Origin of the sequence: Sphingomonas zeicaulis (assembly GCF_050433225.1) — a bacterium.
In the GTDB taxonomy this organism is placed as follows: domain Bacteria; phylum Pseudomonadota; class Alphaproteobacteria; order Sphingomonadales; family Sphingomonadaceae; genus Sphingomonas_D; species Sphingomonas_D zeicaulis.
The window spans coordinates 145,283-163,126 of the sequence record NZ_JBNPXQ010000005.1; the positions used below are offsets into that span (position 1 = coordinate 145,283).

The window sequence follows — 17,844 nt, forward strand, 5'->3', positions numbered from 1 at the left end:
TCCGATACTGTCAGCCAGAGATGGCAGGGCCTGCATGATCTAGCTGTGCAAACGGGCGACGGCGGTTTCGTCGACCTTGTGAGGTGCAGAGATGAAAGCAGTCATTGTGCAATCGGTCGGCGAGACGCCGGTCTATGGCGATTTTGCCGATCCGGTCGCCGGCCCGGGTGAATCTGTTGTCGCGGTCCGCGCGGCTCCGCTGAGCCCCATCGTCAGGGCACTGGCGGCGGGACAGCATTATTCCGGCGGTGCGGCGGGAGGTTTCGTTCCGGGCGTCGACGGTGTCGGTATCGATCCGGCGGGAAGGCGGGTCTATTTTCTCTTTCCCAAGGCGCCGTTCGGCTCGATGGCGGAACGCGCCCTGGTGTCCGATGACATGATGGCACCTGTGCCCGACGGCATCGCGGACGCGCAGGCCGCCGCGATCGTCACAGGCGGATTGGCCTCATGGACGGCGCTCACCCGGCGGGCCCGGCTGACCCCCGGCATGTCCGTCCTCATCAATGGTGTGACGGGAGCAGCCGGCGCCATGGCAGCCCAGGTCGCGCGGCATCTCGGCGCGGGCCGGGTGATCGGTGTCGGCCGCGATCTCGACAGGCTGGCGCAGATCGCTCTGGACGGCAGCATCCCGCTCGACGACGAGGCCGACCAGTTGTTGCGTGCGGAGTTCGACCGCGGGGTCGATGTGGTGCTCGATTTCCTCTGGGGAGCGCCGGCCGCACGGATCATTGCTGCGGCAACACGGGGGCGCGGATCGCCCGCCGGTGAACCGCGCATCCGCTATGTGCAATTGGGCACGGTTGCCGGGGGCGAGGTTGCGCTGCGCGGCGATGCCTTGCGGGGTTCGGGCCTGGAACTGCTTGGCAGCGGGATCGGCAGCGTCGCGCGAGGCCAACTCATCGAAGGCGCCAGCGAATTGCTGGTGGCTGCCGGTCAAGCCGGATTCCGGGCGCCGGCGAAGCTGCTGCCGTTCCAGGCGGCGGCGGATGCGTGGAACGCGCCTCCGGGGGTTCGGTACATCCTTTCCCCTGCATCGGATACGAACATCCGCGACGGGGGAGATATCGGCTGACGTTGAACGGCAGTTGCCGCGGATGGCGCGCGTCTTGGAAACGGCGCGCGCTCGATCACGCGGCGGTCAGGACCGCGTCAGCGCCCGCGGCATCGGCACCCGTGCATCATGGCTCGGCATCGCCGGGAATTCGGGCGACGCGAGGCCCGTCACGAGATCGGCGATCTTCACCGGCTGGCCAGTCTCAAAGCAGCGGTTCGCTGCCACGCCGATCAGCACCGAGGCGGCGCCTGCGCGTTCGTCGGCGCGGCGGAGGAGGGAGTCTGCAACAGCGGTGGGATCGAAGATTTCGGCGAGCATCACCGTATCGCCACCGCCGTGTCCACCGGACCCCGTTGCCGGCGTGATGTCGCGCGGGTCGCCGCGCATGGGAATGATGCGGGTCTGGATGGCATCGCCCATGCTGCTGCCGTTCAGGCCGGAAATCCCCGCCTGTTCGATCACCACATGTTCCAGCCGCCCTTTCGTGCCATTGAACGCGATCGTATAGCCTTCCCACGCATTGAACGCGTTGAGGCTGTAGCTCAGCGTGGCGCCCCCCTGATATTTGACGATGACGTTCATCGTATCCTCGATGTCGACCGACGGCCGCCACACGCACTGGTCGCGGAAATAGCCGTCATATTTCTCGTTATCGAGATACAACGCCTTGAGGCCGGCATCCGCCTGCAGGTTCATGTGAAAGCTGCACGCATTTGCCTCAGGGCAGGTGTGGCATCGCTGGTGGGGCCTCGAAAGGCCGAAGCGACGCGCCATTTCGGGCGTGTAGAAGTCGCGCTTGCCGGTCGCTTGGACCTCTACGGGCATGTCAGACAACCACCAGTTCACAAGATCGAAATGATGGCTCGCCTTGTGGATCATCAGGCCGCCCGAGATCGCCTTGGTCGAATGCCAGCGCCGGAAATAGTCAGCGCCATGGCTGGTGTTGAGCAGCCAATGGAAATCGACCGACAGCACGTCGCCGATCTCGCCCGCCATCAGCAATTCCTTCACCTGGCTGCGGTAGGGGGCGTAGCGGTAGTTGTGCGTGACGCGGATGTGGCGGCCAGTGCGCTTCACCGCGTCCAAAATGCGCTGCGCCTTCGCCGCGGTGGTCGTCATCGGCTTTTCGGTGAGCACGTCGCAGCCCGCCTCCAGGGCCCGCACCAGGTAATCGTCGTGAAAGGAATCCGGCGTGGTGACGATGATCATATCCGGCTTCTGTTCACGGATCATCTTGTCAAAGTCGCTGGCAAGATAGGCCGCTGGTGCCGCCGCACCCTTTTCCGCTGCGAACCTGCCGACGAGCGCAAGCCGACCCGGGTTGACATCGACCGCTGCGACCAGTTGCGCATGTGCCTTGTGCGGTCCCCAGATCGCCTGCTGGTACATCCGATTTCGGCTGCCGACGCCAATCGACGCATAGCGCTTGCGCCGCGCGCCTCCGTCCGCTGCGGCGACGGCATCGAACCCTGCGACAGCCGCGCTACTCGCCGCCAGCCCGCCAAGAACCTCACGACGCTGGAACGCGGTGCCTTGCGAATCTGTCATCACATCCTCTTCTTTCATCGTAACGCCGCCATTCTCAGCGTGCGTTGCGCGGCCAGGTGCCATTCGTCCTGTGAACGAAGCGCCCCGTGATCCGCGATCACATCTTTCACGACAATGGCGGCGAGATTTCCAGAGAAAACATATGCCTGGGCCTCCTACGATCTCGTGCGCGGCGAATTGCGCTTGCGGTGGCCAGAGTGTCTCGGCGCCAGCGCAAACCCGCGCGCGATCGATCAGAAGCGCCGCTTACTGCCATCGCCAATCAGGTCGCAGGTACCGCGAAAGGCATAATCGCCGGTGCCGACCACGGTGATGCGCCCGCTGCGGCGATCGACAGTCAACCGTGGCTTGTTGAGCCCGTTGAGGCGATAGCTGGCGGTGATCGTGTCCCTGCCGACAACGACGTTGTCCAGATCCCACCAATCATCCTGCCCCCGCGAGTGGATCGGCGGGATCAGCTTCTTCGGCAGGCGGATGCGCCCGCTGGCCGGCCATAGCTGGAGCATCAGCGACGCGTCGAAATGCTCCTGCGTCAGGTCCGTGAGCGTGCCATAATCATATCGGCGGCTACGGCTGTTCCAAGTCCATTCGGAACTGCTCGCAATCTGTGGACGCTGGCCGTCGCCGAAACAGACCAGTCCGAGATCGGCCCCACCGTCATCGGCCCCGGCAGGGCCGCGATCGGCATAGCTTGGGCTGCCAACCTGCGGCGTGGAACGACGATAGACGGGGCTGGTGCGATCTTCGTCGCTCCATCGCTCATCCCGGGCGGCGCTTGAGCGCTGGCTGCAATCCGGTGCCGGTGCCGCAGTGATCGATGCATAGCGGCCGTCCAGCGTCACCACTGAGAGGCACTGTCGGCGCGCGGCGTGCCACCAATTGCTCCATTTCCGATCATCACCGGTCTCTGTGCGAATGAAAATATAGCCGCGCTGCTGCAACGCGCTCTCCCCGGCGGCGCCGCGCGCGCCGACGAGGTCGGCAACATCGGACGGCGGCTTTGCTGCGGCAGGGCTGATCGCTGCGAACATAAGCAGCAGCGAAACGTGTCGAAAGCGCATGGCCACCTCATGGACAATCTGCGCGGAACTCTATCTGGTGAACAGAAACCCGACAATCAGGAACAGGATAAAGCCTTCGATCGCGCCCAGCGCCGCGGCACCGAATGCACGGAACCAGCCGGTGCCTAATTGAGCGGCAAACCAGCGAGTTTTGACGGCCAGGAAATAGACAAAGGCCAGCACGATTATCGCCAGCCCGGCGACGTGCACGCTGCGCTGCGCAACCAGCGCAAGCGACGTGCCGATGGTAAGCGCAAGCGCGAATGTGGCGGTGGGATAGCATTGGGCGTAAAAGGGCAGCCGTAAGGTAGCGCGCGCGACCGGCGTGCCTCGGCGGCGCAGCAGCCGGAGCGCCATCACCAGGGGGAAGATGGCGAAGACCACGAGGCGCAGGAGCAGCGCACTTGTTTGATCATCCACCATCGCGGAAAGGCCATGCCGGTTGGCGATGATGGCGTCGGTCTGACCCAACGCGGTTGCCACGGCATGGGCCAGCAGCAGTGCCAGGGCAAGAAACAGCGGCGGGCTTACCGCGTCGGCATATTGGTCTTCCTCCGGCAGCGCGAGTTGCGCGTCGGCATAGGCCATCATGCCCAGCGGGCGGGTGAGCGAGCGCCACAGCGTCAGCGGAAAGAAGATCAGCCAACTCATCACCTCGAACAGCAGTTCGTCGAGCGAGTTAAGCCATTTCATGAAATCCATTCGTCCTTGTTGCCATTCCGGCGGCGACGCGCAACTGCCGACCGACAGCGACAGATCGAGCTCAGCCGTACGTGGGCTTTCAGCCCGGACGTGCCTGAAACCGTCGTTGATGTGCGAGCGCTACGCCGGTGCCGAGTTTAAGTGCGATAATATATGTTATGTTAAATCAGGACGATGGCGCTTGTGGTCGGCATGTCGTAAGCGTGGTTTGAGCACCGCGGCGCTCGTTCGTGCGACGGCCAGTAACCAGAGCCCTTACGGGTTCCCGCAACCAGCCGATTGACTTCCTGCGGCACCCACAGGTGCGGAGGACAACCGCCGAGCAACACGGCATCCAGACCGCCCTATCTGAAAACGCGTACCGAGCGCAGGTTCATCGCAGCGCTGTTCTTCTGCTCCGACGTTAAATGGCTGTCGTCCGAATCCGTCGGACCACGCATCAGGTTCGCTGATGCCGATCGCCTGAGGTGCAACTCATCAGCGGCTGACAGGCTCTGCCGTCCGCCACCCCTGCATTGCCAACGTGGAAGGATAAAGCATCAGTTCTCCGGATCCGTCCGGTAATGAGCCGTCGCGAATGCTTGAAGTAGCTGTGCAAGTTCAAGATCCCGCACCGCCTGCACGGCCTCCTCGATACTCATCCAGCGACGCTTGCGTATCGCCTTCTCGGGCCAGTTTCGCAATTGGGTGTTCACGAGCATCGGAAACGCGTGGATGATGATCTCCCGCGCGAATTCTCCGCAAACTTTCTGCTGGCGGTATACACCGGCGGGTTCGGGCTCAATCATGCCGAGAACACCCGCTTCCTCGAAAGCTTCATGAGCAGCCGAAATGTGCGGCTTCATCCAACGTTTCCGCTTGCCTTTCGGCAGCACCCATCGGCCTTTCCGTCGGGATGTAACCAGCAGAACCTCGAGCTGCTTCATATCGTTGCGGCGGTACGGAATGGCTGCAGACTGCGATATAATCATCAGATTGAATTAGGGCGCGGACTCATTAGGCGTTGCACCATAGCCTCACGCAAATGAGCTTGATGGCAGCGAGATAGTTAGCTGCGTCCTTTTCGTATCGAGTGGCGATACCGCGGAACTGTTTGATGCGATTGAAGAAACGTTCAACGAGGTTGCGCTGGCGGTAGAGCCAGGGCGAGAAACCGAAGCGTTGCTTGCGGTTGGACCGGTTGGGAATGTTTGCCCAGATGTTCCTGGCTGCAGCCGCGTCACGAATGCCGGTGCTGTCATAGCCTTTGTCGCCAAGGAGGGTGGCGCCCTCTGGAATGGTCTCGATCAGCGCTTCAGCCTCGCGGGCATCGTGAACCTGGCCGCCCGTCAGTCTCAGGCTGACTGGACGTCCATCAGCGTCGACAAGAGCATGGAGTTTGGTCGTAAGACCGCCCCGGGAACGTCCCATGCCATGATCTCTGGATCCCCTTTTTTACCCGTCGCGCCATGCTGGTGGACGCGCATACAGGTGGAATCGATCATCACCAATTCACCGTTGAACCCGGCGGAAACCGCCGCCAACAACCGGTCCCATACCCCGGCTTTCCGCCAGCGAACGAACCGATTGTAGCACGTCGTCGGTGGGCCATAGCGCTCGGGGATTTCGGCCCAGGGTGCACCTGAGCGGAAGCGCCAGAGAATGCCGTTCAGGACACGACGGTCGTCAACCCGTGGAACGCCTCGCGGCTTGTTGGGCAGCAATGGCTCAATGATCAGCCATTCCTTGTCCGTAAGTTCATACCGCCGGCGCGCCATGCTTCCTCCCTTTCCGAAGGACTCCTGAATCACGCCAACGCCAACCGCTCAACCCGATTTATGAGTTTGCGCCCTAGTCCGTTCGCTTATGAATCCAATACGGCAGAGCGGTATGGCAATCCCATCGGAATGTGAGCGGTCGCGCGGCAAAGCCACGGTGCGGCAAGTGCTGCCAGCCAGATCCAGGACTTGCGACAGAGACTGCCCGACAGCCGCTGAGGGAATCTAGCCCGAATTTACGTGGGCAGAGACGGAGCCGACACAAGCCGGCCGCAGGCTCTCCGCCAGGCCGGGCGGTGGTGGCAATCATCAGGCTCCGGCATCAAGAACTCGATCAGATCACGGGCCCTGGCGCCATCCTCATGGCGGTGCTGAGATGTTGTACCAGCAGTGACGGGGCTGTCGGCGTAGGACGGCCGGCGGCAGTGATAAGCGAGAGCGCCGACAATTCGAAAGCTGGTGGCGCGATTGGTACAAGACACAGCCGGCCGGTGGCAACTTCTTCTGCGACATCGATTTGGGTGAGAAAAGCCATGCCGACGCCATTGAGTACCAGCGACTTGATCAGGTTTATCGTGCTTGCAGTGGCAACAAAGCGCGGCGGCGCGCCGACGCTTGAAGCCCAAGCGCGATCGAGAATCTCGCGCAGTGCGTTGCCTTCGATCGGACCGATCAGCGCATGGTCGGCGCAGTCGGAAAGCGGGATCTCGGTCCGGGTCGCGATCGGATGGTCGGGCAGCACCACCGCGCCGAGCTGATAGACCAATGTCCGTTCGACGCGGATGTCGTGGCGCGCGGGTGGGTTGAAGCAGATGCCGAAATCAGCCTCCCCCGCCAGCACCAGATCAGTGACCTGCGCCGACATCGCCATACGCAGATGATAGACGATGCCTGGATAGACCCGGCTGAACGTCGCGAGGCTGCGCGTGACGAAGGCGGCGCTGCCCTCGACCACTGCGAGATTGATCTCGCCGCGGCGCAAGCCCTTCAGCGCATCGAGCTGCGATTCGGCGTTGCGCAGTTCGCGCCGCCAGTTGCGGACGACGCCGATCATCACCTCCCCCGCCGCGGTGAGCCGCAACCCCTGCGGGCGCCGCTCGAACAGGGCGGTGCCGAGTTGCTCCTCCATCTTGAGAATCTGCCGGTCGATCGCCGAGGCGGCGACGTTAAGCCGTTCCGATGCCTTGCGGATCGAGCCCGCGCGCGCGACCTCGTCAAAATAGATGGCGAAGCGTGAGAGCATCTAGAGGGCCTTCCGAAACCGAGCGTTGCCTTTTTTAGAACGCGCCCCCCCGAAAATTGAACTGGATTTGCACGCCTTCCCAGTCAACATCGCGTTCAAGGCAAAAATGCCGGCAAGTGGGGACGAACAAGTTGGACGGTCAGACGAACAGACGGGCCCTTCTGGGGGCAATGCCGGCCGCAGCCATCGGCCTTGCGCTTGCAGGATGCGAGCAGAAGGCCGCGGCCGACGGCAAGGAGAGCGGGCACCTCGGGGTCGCGCGCACCGTCGCCTGGGCGGTCGGCACCACCGGCTCCGACTTCGTAACCGAAATCTCGCTGGGCATCGCCGACGCCGCCGAGATGCTGGGCTGGCGCTTCAACCGCATCCTCAACGCCGCCGCCTCCCCGGATGCGCATATCAGCGCCATCCGCCAAGCGGTCACCTCGCGCGCGGACGTGATCATCACCGTCGACTGGTATCAGGCGGTGGTCGACGAGATCGCCAAGGGCATGAAGCAGGGCGCCCATTTCGCGCTGGTCAATTCGGCGAACAATCCGGACACGCTGGCGCCGCTGAAGGTGCCGTTCGTCGGCCAGGAACCGCGCACCACCGGCAAGTTGATGGGCGAGCGCATCGCCGAGACGCTGAAGGCCAAGGGCGTCACCAGCGGATCGGTGCTGGTCGGCAACCCCTTCCCCGGCTCGCTCAACGTCGAGGAACGCATCGCCGGCGTCGGTGAGGGGCTGGCGACGGCCGGCGGCGGGCTCAAGCTCGTCACCTTCCCGGACAATGCGGCGCAGGATTCGGCGGCGTCGGTCGGGCTCTACAAGGCCAAGATCGCCAGCACCGGCGATATCGTCGCCCACGCCGTCGCGGGCAGCGAGATGTCCGCGATCCCGCTGTCCAAGGCGCTCGCCGAACTCGGCACCAAGCCGGGGCAGACGATCGTCGGCGGCTGGGCGAGCAGCCTGAAGGTGCTCAACCTCGTCAAGGACGGCGCGATGAGCTTCGCGCTCGACGAGAATCTCTATTATCAGGGCTTCTTCGCGACCTTGCTCGCGTGGTCCGAACTCGAACGCCAGATCCCCGCGATCAATCTCAGTTCCGGCCATGTCTGGGTGACGCCCGAGAGCGTCGACGGGATGATCGAGAGCTACAACAACCGCATGAAGCGCGCGGCGGCCTATGGCCTCTCGTGACGCCACCGTCCTGCGCTTCGCGGAGCGGCCGGCGGTGAGCGCGGCCGGTATCCCGGACAAGCCCACCGTGCTCGGCATCAGCAGACTGACCCGCCATTTCGGCAGCGTCACCGCGATCGCGGACATCGATCTCGACGTCCGTGCCGGCGAAGTCACCGCGCTGCTGGGGGACAATGGCGCGGGCAAGTCGACCTTGATCTCGATGCTGTCGGGCGTCACCGCGCCGAGCGCGGGCGAGATGAGCATCGACGGCCGGCCGGTGAGCTTTGCCGATCCGGCCGAGGCGCGGGCGGCGGGCATCGCCACCGTCTTCCAGAACCTCTCGCTGATCGAAGACCGCAGCATCGCCGAGAATCTGTTCCTCGGCTGCGAACTGACCCGCTTCGGCTTCATCCTCGATCGCCGCCGCATGAATGCGGAGGCGCAGGCGGTGCTCGATCGCATGCGCGTCAACCTGCCGCCGGTGACCACCGCGGTGCGCCATCTTTCCGGCGGCCAGCGCCAGGCGGTGGCGGTGGCGCGGACGATCCTGCGCGGCGCGCGGCTGGTGATCATGGACGAGCCGACCGCGGCGCTGGGCGTGCGGGAGACCGCCAAGGTGCTCGACCTGATCCGCTCGCTGCGCGACCAGGGGTCCGCCGTGCTGCTGGTCAGCCACAATATGGACAATGTTTTCGACGTCGCCGATCGCGCGGTGATCCTGCGGCTGGGCCGCAAGGTCGCCGACCTGCGCATCGCCGCGACCAGCAAGGCCGAGGTCGTCGGCCTCGTGATGGGGACGGACGCATGAGCCGGGTCGCCGCCCTGCTCGCCAGCCGCCAGTCGGCGATGCTGGTGGTCGCGATCGCGCTCTTCGCGCTGTTCGCCACCAACGCGCCGCACTTCCTCGACGGGCAGACCCAGTTCGAGATCCTGCGGATCACCGCCTTCACCCTCATCATCGGCCTGCCGCTCACCTATCTGGTGATCGCGGGCGAGGTCGATCTCTCGATCGGCTCCAACTACGGCCTGTGCAGCGTGGTGACCGCATTGGCGATCGTCGACTGGGGCTGGAATCCGTGGGTCGCGGCGGCGCTCGGCGTGCTGCTCGGCACCGCGATCGGGCTGTTCAACGGCGTCGCGACGGTGCGGCTGCGCATCCCATCCTTCATCCTCACCATCGGCATGCTCAGCCTGCTGCGTGGGCTGGCACTGGTGCTGACGATGGGGCTCTCGATCGACATTCCGGCGACGATCGAAAGCAGCTTCTTCGCAGTTTCCGGCGGCATGATCGGCCCGGTGCCGGTGCAGGTGCTATGGGCGCTCGCGGCGTTCCTGGTCAGCGGCTTCGTGCTGCGTCACACCTTGTTCGGCGCCAGGCTCTACGCGACCGGGGGCAATGCGAAAGCCGCGCTGCAGATGGGCGTGAACCCCGGGCGGGTGAAGATCTGGACCTTCACCATCCTCGGCTTCGCCTGCGGCCTCACCGGCGCGCTCACCGCCGGCTGGCTGCGGATCGGCGCGCCGACGACGGGTGCGGGTACCGAACTGGCGATCATCGCCGCGATCATCATCGGCGGCGCCGCGCTCAGCGGCGGCATCGGCACCGCCAGCGGCACCCTGCTCGGCGCGCTGATCGTCAGCATGATGCAGACGGGCCTGATCCTGCTCGGCGTGCAGGGCAATTGGGTGCAGGTCTATGTCGGGCTGCTGATCGTGCTCGCCGCCGGCATCGAACCCTATCTGCGCCCCGATGGGGCGCTGAGCGAATGGCTGCGCGACATGAGACGACGACGAATGGCCGGCTGACCCGCCTGCCCCGCCGTCCCCGGCGCAGGACGACGACCAGAGTATCGACAGCGGCCGCCGCCCGGAAAGGGCGACGTGCCGGACGGGGCCCTGCGCCTTTCGACCCAGTGTTTTTCGAGGTGAATGATGAGTGGTGAAGCGCTGCATTATGCCGAGGCCGAAGCAATCGGGAGCGACGAGATTCCGATCATCGACTTCGGCCGCTTCCTGAACGGCGACGCCGCCGATCGCGCCGCGGTGGCGGCGGAGATCAGCGCCGCGTGCCGCCGCATCGGCTTCTTCTACATCGTCAACCATGGCGTGCCGGAAGCGTTGCGCCAGAATGTGCTGGGCGAGGCGCGGAGCTTCTTCGCGGAGCCGATGGCGCGCAAGATGGAATGCGCCCCGCTGAAGGAAGGCCAGTGGTGCGGCTTCGTCCCCTCGCGCGGGGCGATGGAAGGCTGGGAACCGGGCGGATCGTTCAAGACCGCGGATGCCGAGCGCGTCTCGGGCGGCACGCTCGAACAGTTCAACATGATGCGCGTGCTCAACGCCGACGATCCGAATTATGGCGGCATCGATCCGGTCTATCAGCGCAACCTTTGGCCGCGCTTCCAGCCCGGCTTCACCGAGACGATGATCGTCAACCAGCGCGCGGTACTGAAGCTCAGCGGCGAACTGATGGCGGCGCTGTCGATGGCGCTGGGCGTGGAGGAGGATTTTTTCGCGCGCTTCCACCGCAGCCCGCTCGCCACCTTCGGGCTCAACCATTATCCCGCGCGCACCGGCACCCAGCCTTCGGACGAGGTCGGCGTCGGCGCGCATTGCGACGCATCCTCCTTCACCGTGCTGCTGCAGGACGATGTCGGCGGGCTGGAAGTGCGCGACCCCTCGGGCCGCTGGATCGCCGCGCCCTATGTGCCCGGCGCCTATGTGATCAACATCGGTGATACGATGATGGCGTGGACCAACGGCCATTTCGTGTCGACATTGCACCGCGTCGTCAGCCGCCGCCCGGTCGATCGCTTCTCCGCGACGATGTTCATGAACCCCGATCTCGACGCCCGCGTCGCGCCGCTCGACGCCTTCCTCGGCGAAGGCGAGGCGCCGCGCTTCGAGCCGTTCAACAATGGCGATTATATGAAGAGCTTCTACCAGCGCTTCTACAATGTCTGGAAGAAGGTCTCACCGATATCCCAGTAAGGCGTGCAGAACATAAACAATAAATAATCCGTCAGAAGAACGAGAGAGGAGCCCGAAATTGAAGCCAGGGCAGGCTTGATTGCAAAGGGATATAAGAATGACGGTCAAGACCAGGGAGATTTACCGCGCCGGCCTGCTCGCCTGCGCGCTCGCTTCGTTCACCGCGTCGCCGGCCTGGGCGCAGAGCGCAGGCAGCGCCGCGCCCGCAGCCGAAGATGGGCTGGACGACGAACCCAATGTGCTGGTGGTCACCGGCGCGCGCAACAAGTCGGCGATCCTGCCGACCGAGACCAGCGCGCTCGGCCTGAACATGAGCCAGCTCGAAACGCCGCGCGCCACCTCCACCGTGTCGCTGGCGATGATCGACCAGTACAGCCTGACCACGGTGCGCGATCTGATCGCGGTGACGCCGGGTGTGTTCACCGCCAGCTTCTATGGCGTCGACGGCACGGTGAACATCCGCGGCGAATATGCCGACAATTTCTTCCGCGGCTTCAAGCGCGTCGAGAACCAGGGCACCTACGTCACCCCGATCGAATCCTTCCTTGGGCTGGACATCGTCCGCGGCATCGCCTCTCCCGCCTACGGCACCGGCCGCGCCGGCGGCTATATGAACACCACGCCGCGCGTCGACCGGTCGGACCGGTTCCGCCGCGGGCAGGCCGCCGCGGGCGAAGTCGTCGCCTCGGTCGGCACCTATGATTATTACCGCGCCTCGGCCGAATATGGCACGCCGATCAAGCTCGGTGCCTATGACGCCGGCATCGACGTTTATGTCGAAAAGGCGCAATTCTCGCAATATTTCCACGGCATCGAGCCCAAGCATACGCTGGGCCAGATCGGCTTTTCCACCGATCTGCCGGGCGGCTTCACTCTCAACGCCGGCCTGCAATATTATGATGCCAGCGGCATGCAGGGCACCGTCGGCATCAATCGCATGACGCAGGATCTGATCGACAACCGCAACTATGTGTCGGGCGGCTTCCTCGCGCAGATCGCGCAGCCGGGTGCCGCCTATATCAACCCGGCGGACATCGTCGCGATCGGCGGCGTCACCAAATATTTCGGCGCCTCCAATGCCTATTCGACGATCGATCCGGCGACGATGCAGACGGTGAAGCTCGGCCGCCGCACGATCATCACCTCGCCCTACGACTTCGGCGACTCCGAGACGACCACCGCCTATGTTGACCTGATCCATGATCTGGGGCCGGGCACGATCAAGCTGCAGGGCTTCCTCGACGATCTCAACGCCGATTCCTACAACGGCTATGGCTTCGCCAAGCAGCTCCGCGACCGTGCGGAGGAGCTTCGCCTCTCCTATCAGGCGAAATTCGATCCGGCGCCGTGGCTCAGCGCCAACATCGTCACCGGCCTCGGTTATCGCCGCTACGAGGCGGATGAGGGCTATGTGTTCGCCCGCGGCTATCTCGTGCTCGACCGGCAGGACATCAGCGTAGGCGCGACGCCGGACAGCATCTTCAACCCCGTCTATGTCAACGGCCAGCCCTTCGACCAATATTATCACTCGACGGTCGACGGCTATGGCGCCTTCCTCAACGCCGACCTCAAGCTGTTCGGCGGCCTGAAGCTGACCGGCGGCATCCGCTATGACGATTATGACGTGCAGTCGATTAACACCGGCCTGCTCGACTATTCGGTGGCGCTCAACCGGCTCTACAAGGCGAGCGAGGATGCGACGAGCTGGTCAGCGAGCATCAGTTATGTGACCCCATGGGGGATCGTGCCCTATTTCACCAAGGGCAAGTCCTACGCGCTGGAAACGCTGCAGGGCGGCGCGGTGACGCCGGGCAATGTCGCCAACAACACCTTCCTTTCCCCGACCAAGCTGACCGAAGGCGGCGTCAAGGGCTCCTTCTTCGACGACAAGCTCTTCGTCAGCGCCTCGGTCTATCGCCAGCAGCGCCGCCAGTCCGAACTGCTCACCGGCAATTTCGTCGGCGCCACCACCAAGGGTGTCGAGGCGGAGCTGCGCTGGGCGGTCAACCGCCACTTCGGCCTCTCCGCGGTGGCGACGCGGCAGAAAACGCGGATCGCCGGTTCCTCCTTCCTCGTCGTCACGCCGGACGATGTCGGGCTCGATCCGCTGCTTGGCTGGGGTTTCGTCTATCAGGCGGCCTCGGCCAGCTATGCCGGCCTCGCCACCGGCTATGTCGATCGCACGCAGCCGCGCTACGTGTTCGGCCTGTTCGGCAATTATGAGGCCGGCAACGGCTTCGGCGTGACGCTGGGCGGCAATTATGTCGATACCACCAGCGGCCACCTGCCGGGCGCGATCCAGTATCCGGATTATGTGCTGATGCGCGGCTCGCTGCACTATGACGTCGGCCGCTATCGCTTCGCGATCAACGTCAACAACATCCTCGACAAGCGCTATTACATCCCGCAGCGCAGCACCGATACCGAGAGCGTCGCGATGCCCGGGGAGGGGCGCACCGCGATCCTCAAGGTCACGGCACGCTTCTGACGCGCGGGGCGCGCCGCCCCGCCGCCGGGCAAAGGGGGCCCACAGGCGGGGCGGCGCGATCTCTTTCAGACATGGATCCCGAAGGCTGACGATGGACGATCCCGAAACCATCCCGATGATCGACATGGCGCCGCTGCTCGATGGCACGCCGGGCGGCGCCGCGCGCGTCGCGGCGGCGCTCGGCGCGGCCTGCCGCAGCACCGGCTTCTTCTACATTGCCGGCCACGGCATCGATCCGGCGCTGCTCGCCGCTGTCTATGCGGAATCCGCGCGCTTCTTCGCGCTGCCCGAGGTGGAGAAGCAGCAACTGGCGATCAGCCGCTTCGGCGACAATCGCGGCTATGCCGGCTTCGGATCGGAAAGCCTCGATCCCGACAAGCCCGCCGACGCCAAGGAAGCCTTCAACATCGGGCGAGACGAGGCGCCGGATACCAATCACTGGCCCGCCCTCCCCGGCTTCATGGATGTCATGTCGCGTTACTATGCGGCAATGCGCCGGCTCAGCGAGCAGCTCCACCAAGCGATCGCGCTCGACCTCTCGCTCGCCCCCGACTTCTTCGCGACGTACATCGATCGTCCGCAAGCGACCTTGCGGCTGCTCCATTACCCGCCCCACCCCGGCAGCTTCGATGGCGAGCGCTACGGCGCCGGCGCGCATACCGACTATGGCAATGTCACCATCCTTTCGCAGGACATGGTCGGCGGGCTCGAGGTGCGCACCCGCGACGGTCGCTGGATCGCGGCGACGCCGGTGTCCGGCACCTTCGTGTGCAACATCGGTGATTGCCTGATGCGCTGGAGCAATGACGTCTATGTCTCCACGCCGCACCGCGTGACCAATCTCAGCGGACGCGAGCGTTATTCCGTCGCCTTCTTCTTTGATCCCAACCCGGATGCGTTGGTCGAATGCCTGCCGACCTGCGCCGACGTCGATCGCCCGGCGCGTTACCCACCGATCCTAGCCGCTGACTATCTCCGCGAGCGGCTCGACGCGACCTATTTCCATCGTCGCAAAAGGCAGTCCGGTTAGGCATCCCGCCTGCAGCTTGCGCGCATCCGAGGGACGCCGCAGCGCGCCGCCTTTCTCCCGAGTTGGCACGCTCAGCAGCGGCGGCTATCATCTTCCCGCTCGTCACAGCACGCTGAAAGCGGCGACTGGTCATTCCCCAACGGAGCTTACACCCGCAGTCTTGAACACACCTGCAGCACGCGGCATTCTCGGGGCGTTGACGGCATCGTCGTCGTGCCACCTCCGGAGGCTCTTGAGATTACAAGTGCATCTTTGCGATGATTGCCAGATGATGAAGCTGTCAGACCTCGCCGCAACCTACAGAACAAACGAGCCTTCGAGACAAAAATGCAGTTGCGTGATCAAATCATCGATTTCGCTAACGCGGCATTTTGAAGCTTAGAGCGTGTTTGACAAGGGTTCCCAAGGCGGCCTTTGCGTGATTCATAGGGGGTCGGACCCGCGATGCGAGCCGACGTCCAATGCCGAAGAGGAAACCGCTCGGGAGGCGGCGTTACGATACCGACCTGACCGATGCACAGTGGGAGTTGATCGAGCCGCTGATCCCGGACGCGCGGGCGGAGGGCGACCGCGGAAGGCGAACTCGCGCGAGCTGGTCAACGCCATCCTCTATTTCCTGCGGGCAGGAGCGGCGTGGAGGCTACTGCCACATGATCTGCCGCCTTGGCAGACGGTCTACTATTACCTGCGCCGCTAGCAGGATGAGGGTGTGTGGCGTAACGTCCATCATGCGCTCGTCCTGGCTGACCGCGAACGATGTGTCGGGAAGCTTCACCTTCGGCGGCGATCCTCGACAGCCAATCGGTGCGCACCGCCGGTCAAAAGGGGGCGACAAAGGCTATGACGCGGGCAAGAAGATCACCGGGCGCAAGCGCCACATCCTGACTGACACGGACGGCAGGCTCCTCACCGTTCGCGTCCACGCCGCCGACTTTCAGGACCGCGACGGTGGCAAGTTGCCGCTCAAAGGCTCGCAGCAGCGCTACCCGTTCTTCACCCGCGTCTTCGCCGACGGCGGCTACGCCGGCCGGCTGGTTGAGTGGGCCGCCGACAAGACCTATATCACCCTTGAGATCATCCGCCGCGGCCCCCACGCTCAGGGCTTCGAGGTACTGCCAAGGCGCTGGGTCGTCGAGCGCACGTTCGCCTGGATCTTCAAAAGCCGCCGTCTGTTGCGCGACTACGAGCAGCTCACCGCCGTCGCGGAGACTCTCATCACCATTGCTGCTACAGCCACCCTGCTACGCCGATGGACATGAGCAGACGCCCTTCACAAACACGCTCTAGGGCGCCGGAACGCCAAATGTCTTAGCATATATTGAGTAAACAAACTTTCCTCGAATAGTCCCATCGTCACAAACAACATACGCAATGTGCCTGTCATCAACATTTGCAAGGCTGAATAAATAAATTGTATCGCCATTTACACCTTCGAAAACTCGGTAAATATCGATATCACTTACCATATCCGGATATGGCTTCGCATGATATAGATTTTTAAGATATTGTATAATCACAAGGTCGTCTTTAATCACAGGTCGAAGCCTATAGACAGAAAAATCGATCAAGCCACTTCGAGATGTTTTTGTAATTTGCTCTGACTTGATCGTGGCCGCAGAAGCTAGGATGAGCAGCGATGGCAATATTGCGCGGAAAGTTTTCAGGGGGTGCATCTCTTTTCCTAAATTTACCAGACGCCTTGCGCATGATCTCGTTGGCCCGACGCAGTTCCTTGACCTCGCGCTCCAGCAGCTTGAGCCGGGCTTTCTCATCAACGGCCTGTGCCGCTGGCGTTGCCCGTCGGCCAGCCTCCGTGCGGCGCCAGCGGCGCGGCATCTCAGCCGCACAGCCGATCTTCGAGGCAATCGAAGTCATCGCCTTCCACTCCGAGCCGTAATAAGCACGGTGCTCGCCAACCATACGCACTGCCCGCTCACGGACTTCAGGCGAAAATCTGTTTCCCATCTTGCTCATGCAGGACCCTCCTTCTCACGGTTCGGAGCCTCCGGAAAGCCCGGGACGCTTCACGGCGCCAGCTCGAAGAAAGTAGAGGATCGCATCGACGAGCTCGCCTTCCGAGGCCGGCCGCCGGCCCGCGCATCTTGTATCATTGGCGCGATCCGCTCCCACTGACCATCGGTCAGATTGGTACCGTAGCGCCGCCTCGCTGGCGGCTTCCTCTTCGGCGTTAGGTGTCGGCTCACATCGTTCGCCCGACGCCCCGTGAATCACATCAAAGCCGCATTGGGAAACCTTCTCAAACATGCTCTTACGAATGCCGTTTCGCCGGCGGATAAGGGAAGGCAATAGTTTTGCAGCTGCGAAACAGCCTTGCGCGCGTCGGGCGGTCTGGCATGATGAACGAACAACGCGGCGCTCCGGCGTCCTGCGAAACCAAGATGGGGGATGATGAAGTGACTCTATCCCTGCGCGCACCGCTCGCCGTAATACTCCTTATCGCTTCCGCCCTAGCCGCGCCCGCCGCCACCGCCGCCGACGGCAGCATGATTTTCCGCCAGCGCTGCCAGATGTGCCATGTCACCGTGCCCAAACAGAAGGCCGGGCTCGGCCCCAATCTGGCGGGCGTGCTCGGCCGCAAGGCGGCGAGCACCGAATTCCTCTATTCGCCCGCACTCAAGGGCACGGCGCTGAAGTGGGACAAGCCGACGCTCGACAAATTCCTCGCCGGCCCGACCAAGATGGTGCCTGGCACGCGCATGGTGATCACCGTCGGCAACCCGGCGGATCGCGCCGCGCTGATCGACTATCTGGCAACGCTGAAAAAATAGCGCGAAACGCCCTGCCCCGCC

Annotated in this window: 16 protein-coding genes and 1 pseudogene; 10 read left to right on the forward strand and 7 right to left on the reverse strand. The window is 63.7% G+C overall.

What is annotated here, in order from left to right; translation table 11 throughout:
• The first annotated feature begins 91 nt into the window (after nt 1-91).
• Complete coding sequence (locus FHS96_RS17630) at nt 92-1,072, forward strand: quinone oxidoreductase family protein (protein WP_429594457.1); 981 nt, start codon at nt 92-94, stop codon at nt 1,070-1,072.
• Nucleotides 1,073-1,138: 66 nt separating this feature from the next.
• Here FHS96_RS17630 and FHS96_RS17635 read toward each other — a convergent pair whose 3' ends face one another.
• From FHS96_RS17635 to FHS96_RS17660, 6 genes are all read right to left on the reverse strand, one after another.
• On the reverse strand, nt 1,139-2,602 hold the full coding sequence (locus tag FHS96_RS17635; protein ID WP_429594460.1) for a Gfo/Idh/MocA family oxidoreductase: 1,464 nt from the start codon (nt 2,600-2,602) through the stop codon (nt 1,139-1,141).
• Between the two features lie 233 nt (nt 2,603-2,835).
• On the reverse strand, nt 2,836-3,663 hold the full coding sequence (locus FHS96_RS17640) for a hypothetical protein (RefSeq protein ID WP_429594463.1): 828 nt from the start codon (nt 3,661-3,663) through the stop codon (nt 2,836-2,838).
• 30 nt (nt 3,664-3,693) lie between these two features.
• A complete protein-coding gene (locus tag FHS96_RS17645) occupies nt 3,694-4,365 on the reverse strand; it encodes a hypothetical protein (RefSeq protein ID WP_429594466.1) in 672 nt (223 codons plus the stop codon).
• A gap of 539 nt (nt 4,366-4,904) precedes the next feature.
• Nucleotides 4,905-5,336, reverse strand: a complete 432-nt coding sequence (locus FHS96_RS17650) for an NUDIX hydrolase (protein WP_429594468.1) — start codon at nt 5,334-5,336, stop codon at nt 4,905-4,907.
• A 25-nt stretch (nt 5,337-5,361) separates the two neighbouring features.
• A protein-coding gene (locus FHS96_RS17655; RefSeq protein ID WP_429594471.1) for an IS5 family transposase occupies nt 5,362-6,122 on the reverse strand; the annotation gives its coding sequence in 2 pieces (ribosomal slippage) (nt 5,362-5,789 and nt 5,789-6,122; 762 coding nt in all).
• A gap of 334 nt (nt 6,123-6,456) precedes the next feature.
• Nucleotides 6,457-7,365 carry a LysR family transcriptional regulator gene (locus tag FHS96_RS17660; RefSeq protein ID WP_429594474.1) on the reverse strand — a complete coding sequence of 303 codons (909 nt, stop codon included), beginning with the start codon at nt 7,363-7,365 and terminating at the stop codon, nt 6,457-6,459.
• A 170-nt stretch (nt 7,366-7,535) separates the two neighbouring features.
• Between FHS96_RS17660 and FHS96_RS17665 the strand changes: the two genes are divergently transcribed.
• The 8 genes from FHS96_RS17665 to FHS96_RS17700 all read left to right on the forward strand — a co-directional run bounded on the left by FHS96_RS17665 (nt 7,536) and on the right by FHS96_RS17700 (nt 16,293).
• On the forward strand, nt 7,536-8,546 hold the full coding sequence (locus tag FHS96_RS17665) for a substrate-binding domain-containing protein (protein WP_429594477.1): 1,011 nt from the start codon (nt 7,536-7,538) through the stop codon (nt 8,544-8,546).
• Nucleotides 8,533-9,336 carry an ATP-binding cassette domain-containing protein gene (locus FHS96_RS17670; protein ID WP_429594480.1) on the forward strand — a complete coding sequence of 268 codons (804 nt, stop codon included), beginning with the start codon at nt 8,533-8,535 and terminating at the stop codon, nt 9,334-9,336. The genes FHS96_RS17665 and FHS96_RS17670 overlap by 14 nt, the downstream gene beginning before the upstream one ends.
• On the forward strand, nt 9,333-10,334 hold the full coding sequence (locus FHS96_RS17675; RefSeq protein WP_429594483.1) for an ABC transporter permease: 1,002 nt from the start codon (nt 9,333-9,335) through the stop codon (nt 10,332-10,334). Before FHS96_RS17670 ends, FHS96_RS17675 begins: the two co-directional genes overlap by 4 nt.
• A 126-nt stretch (nt 10,335-10,460) precedes the next feature.
• Nucleotides 10,461-11,516: an isopenicillin N synthase family dioxygenase gene (locus tag FHS96_RS17680; protein ID WP_429594486.1), complete on the forward strand. Its 1,056-nt coding sequence runs from the start codon at nt 10,461-10,463 to the stop codon at nt 11,514-11,516.
• Nucleotides 11,517-11,613: 97 nt separating this feature from the next.
• A complete protein-coding gene (locus tag FHS96_RS17685) occupies nt 11,614-14,004 on the forward strand; it encodes a TonB-dependent siderophore receptor (RefSeq protein WP_429594488.1) in 2,391 nt (796 codons plus the stop codon).
• Nucleotides 14,005-14,095: 91 nt separating this feature from the next.
• Nucleotides 14,096-15,034, forward strand: coding sequence for an isopenicillin N synthase family dioxygenase (locus tag FHS96_RS17690; protein ID WP_429594491.1), 939 nt, complete (start codon nt 14,096-14,098; stop codon nt 15,032-15,034).
• A 520-nt stretch (nt 15,035-15,554) separates the two neighbouring features.
• On the forward strand, nt 15,555-15,731 hold the full coding sequence (locus tag FHS96_RS17695; protein ID WP_429594493.1) for a transposase: 177 nt from the start codon (nt 15,555-15,557) through the stop codon (nt 15,729-15,731).
• Nucleotides 15,732-15,762: 31 nt separating this feature from the next.
• Nucleotides 15,763-16,293: a transposase gene (locus FHS96_RS17700; protein ID WP_429594496.1), complete on the forward strand. Its 531-nt coding sequence runs from the start codon at nt 15,763-15,765 to the stop codon at nt 16,291-16,293.
• Nucleotides 16,294-16,872: 579 nt separating this feature from the next.
• Here the strand turns inward: FHS96_RS17700 and FHS96_RS17705 are convergent.
• A pseudogene (locus tag FHS96_RS17705) lies at nt 16,873-17,008 on the reverse strand (IS3 family transposase); the annotation flags it as partial.
• Between the two features lie 440 nt (nt 17,009-17,448).
• Here FHS96_RS17705 and FHS96_RS17710 point away from each other — a divergent pair.
• Complete coding sequence (locus FHS96_RS17710) at nt 17,449-17,823, forward strand: c-type cytochrome (RefSeq protein ID WP_429594499.1); 375 nt, start codon at nt 17,449-17,451, stop codon at nt 17,821-17,823.
• Nucleotides 17,824-17,844 lie beyond the last annotated feature (21 nt).

Bases quoted from the DNA above. Each gene is read 5' to 3' on its own strand.
- FHS96_RS17630 (WP_429594457.1), top strand. From the start codon at position 92: ATGAAAGCAGTCATTGTGCAATCGGTCGGCGAGACGCCGGTCTATGGC.
- FHS96_RS17635 (WP_429594460.1), bottom strand. From the start codon at position 2,602: ATGACAGATTCGCAAGGCACCGCGTTCCAGCGTCGTGAGGTTCTTGGC.
- FHS96_RS17640 (WP_429594463.1), bottom strand. From the start codon at position 3,663: ATGCGCTTTCGACACGTTTCGCTGCTGCTTATGTTCGCAGCGATCAGC.
- FHS96_RS17645 (WP_429594466.1), bottom strand. From the start codon at position 4,365: ATGGATTTCATGAAATGGCTTAACTCGCTCGACGAACTGCTGTTCGAG.
- FHS96_RS17650 (WP_429594468.1), bottom strand. From the start codon at position 5,336: ATGATTATATCGCAGTCTGCAGCCATTCCGTACCGCCGCAACGATATG.
- FHS96_RS17660 (WP_429594474.1), bottom strand. From the start codon at position 7,365: ATGCTCTCACGCTTCGCCATCTATTTTGACGAGGTCGCGCGCGCGGGC.
- FHS96_RS17665 (WP_429594477.1), top strand. From the start codon at position 7,536: ATGCCGGCCGCAGCCATCGGCCTTGCGCTTGCAGGATGCGAGCAGAAG.
- FHS96_RS17670 (WP_429594480.1), top strand. From the start codon at position 8,533: ATGGCCTCTCGTGACGCCACCGTCCTGCGCTTCGCGGAGCGGCCGGCG.
- FHS96_RS17675 (WP_429594483.1), top strand. From the start codon at position 9,333: ATGAGCCGGGTCGCCGCCCTGCTCGCCAGCCGCCAGTCGGCGATGCTG.
- FHS96_RS17680 (WP_429594486.1), top strand. From the start codon at position 10,461: ATGAGTGGTGAAGCGCTGCATTATGCCGAGGCCGAAGCAATCGGGAGC.
- FHS96_RS17685 (WP_429594488.1), top strand. From the start codon at position 11,614: ATGACGGTCAAGACCAGGGAGATTTACCGCGCCGGCCTGCTCGCCTGC.
- FHS96_RS17690 (WP_429594491.1), top strand. From the start codon at position 14,096: ATGGACGATCCCGAAACCATCCCGATGATCGACATGGCGCCGCTGCTC.
- FHS96_RS17700 (WP_429594496.1), top strand. From the start codon at position 15,763: ATGCGCTCGTCCTGGCTGACCGCGAACGATGTGTCGGGAAGCTTCACC.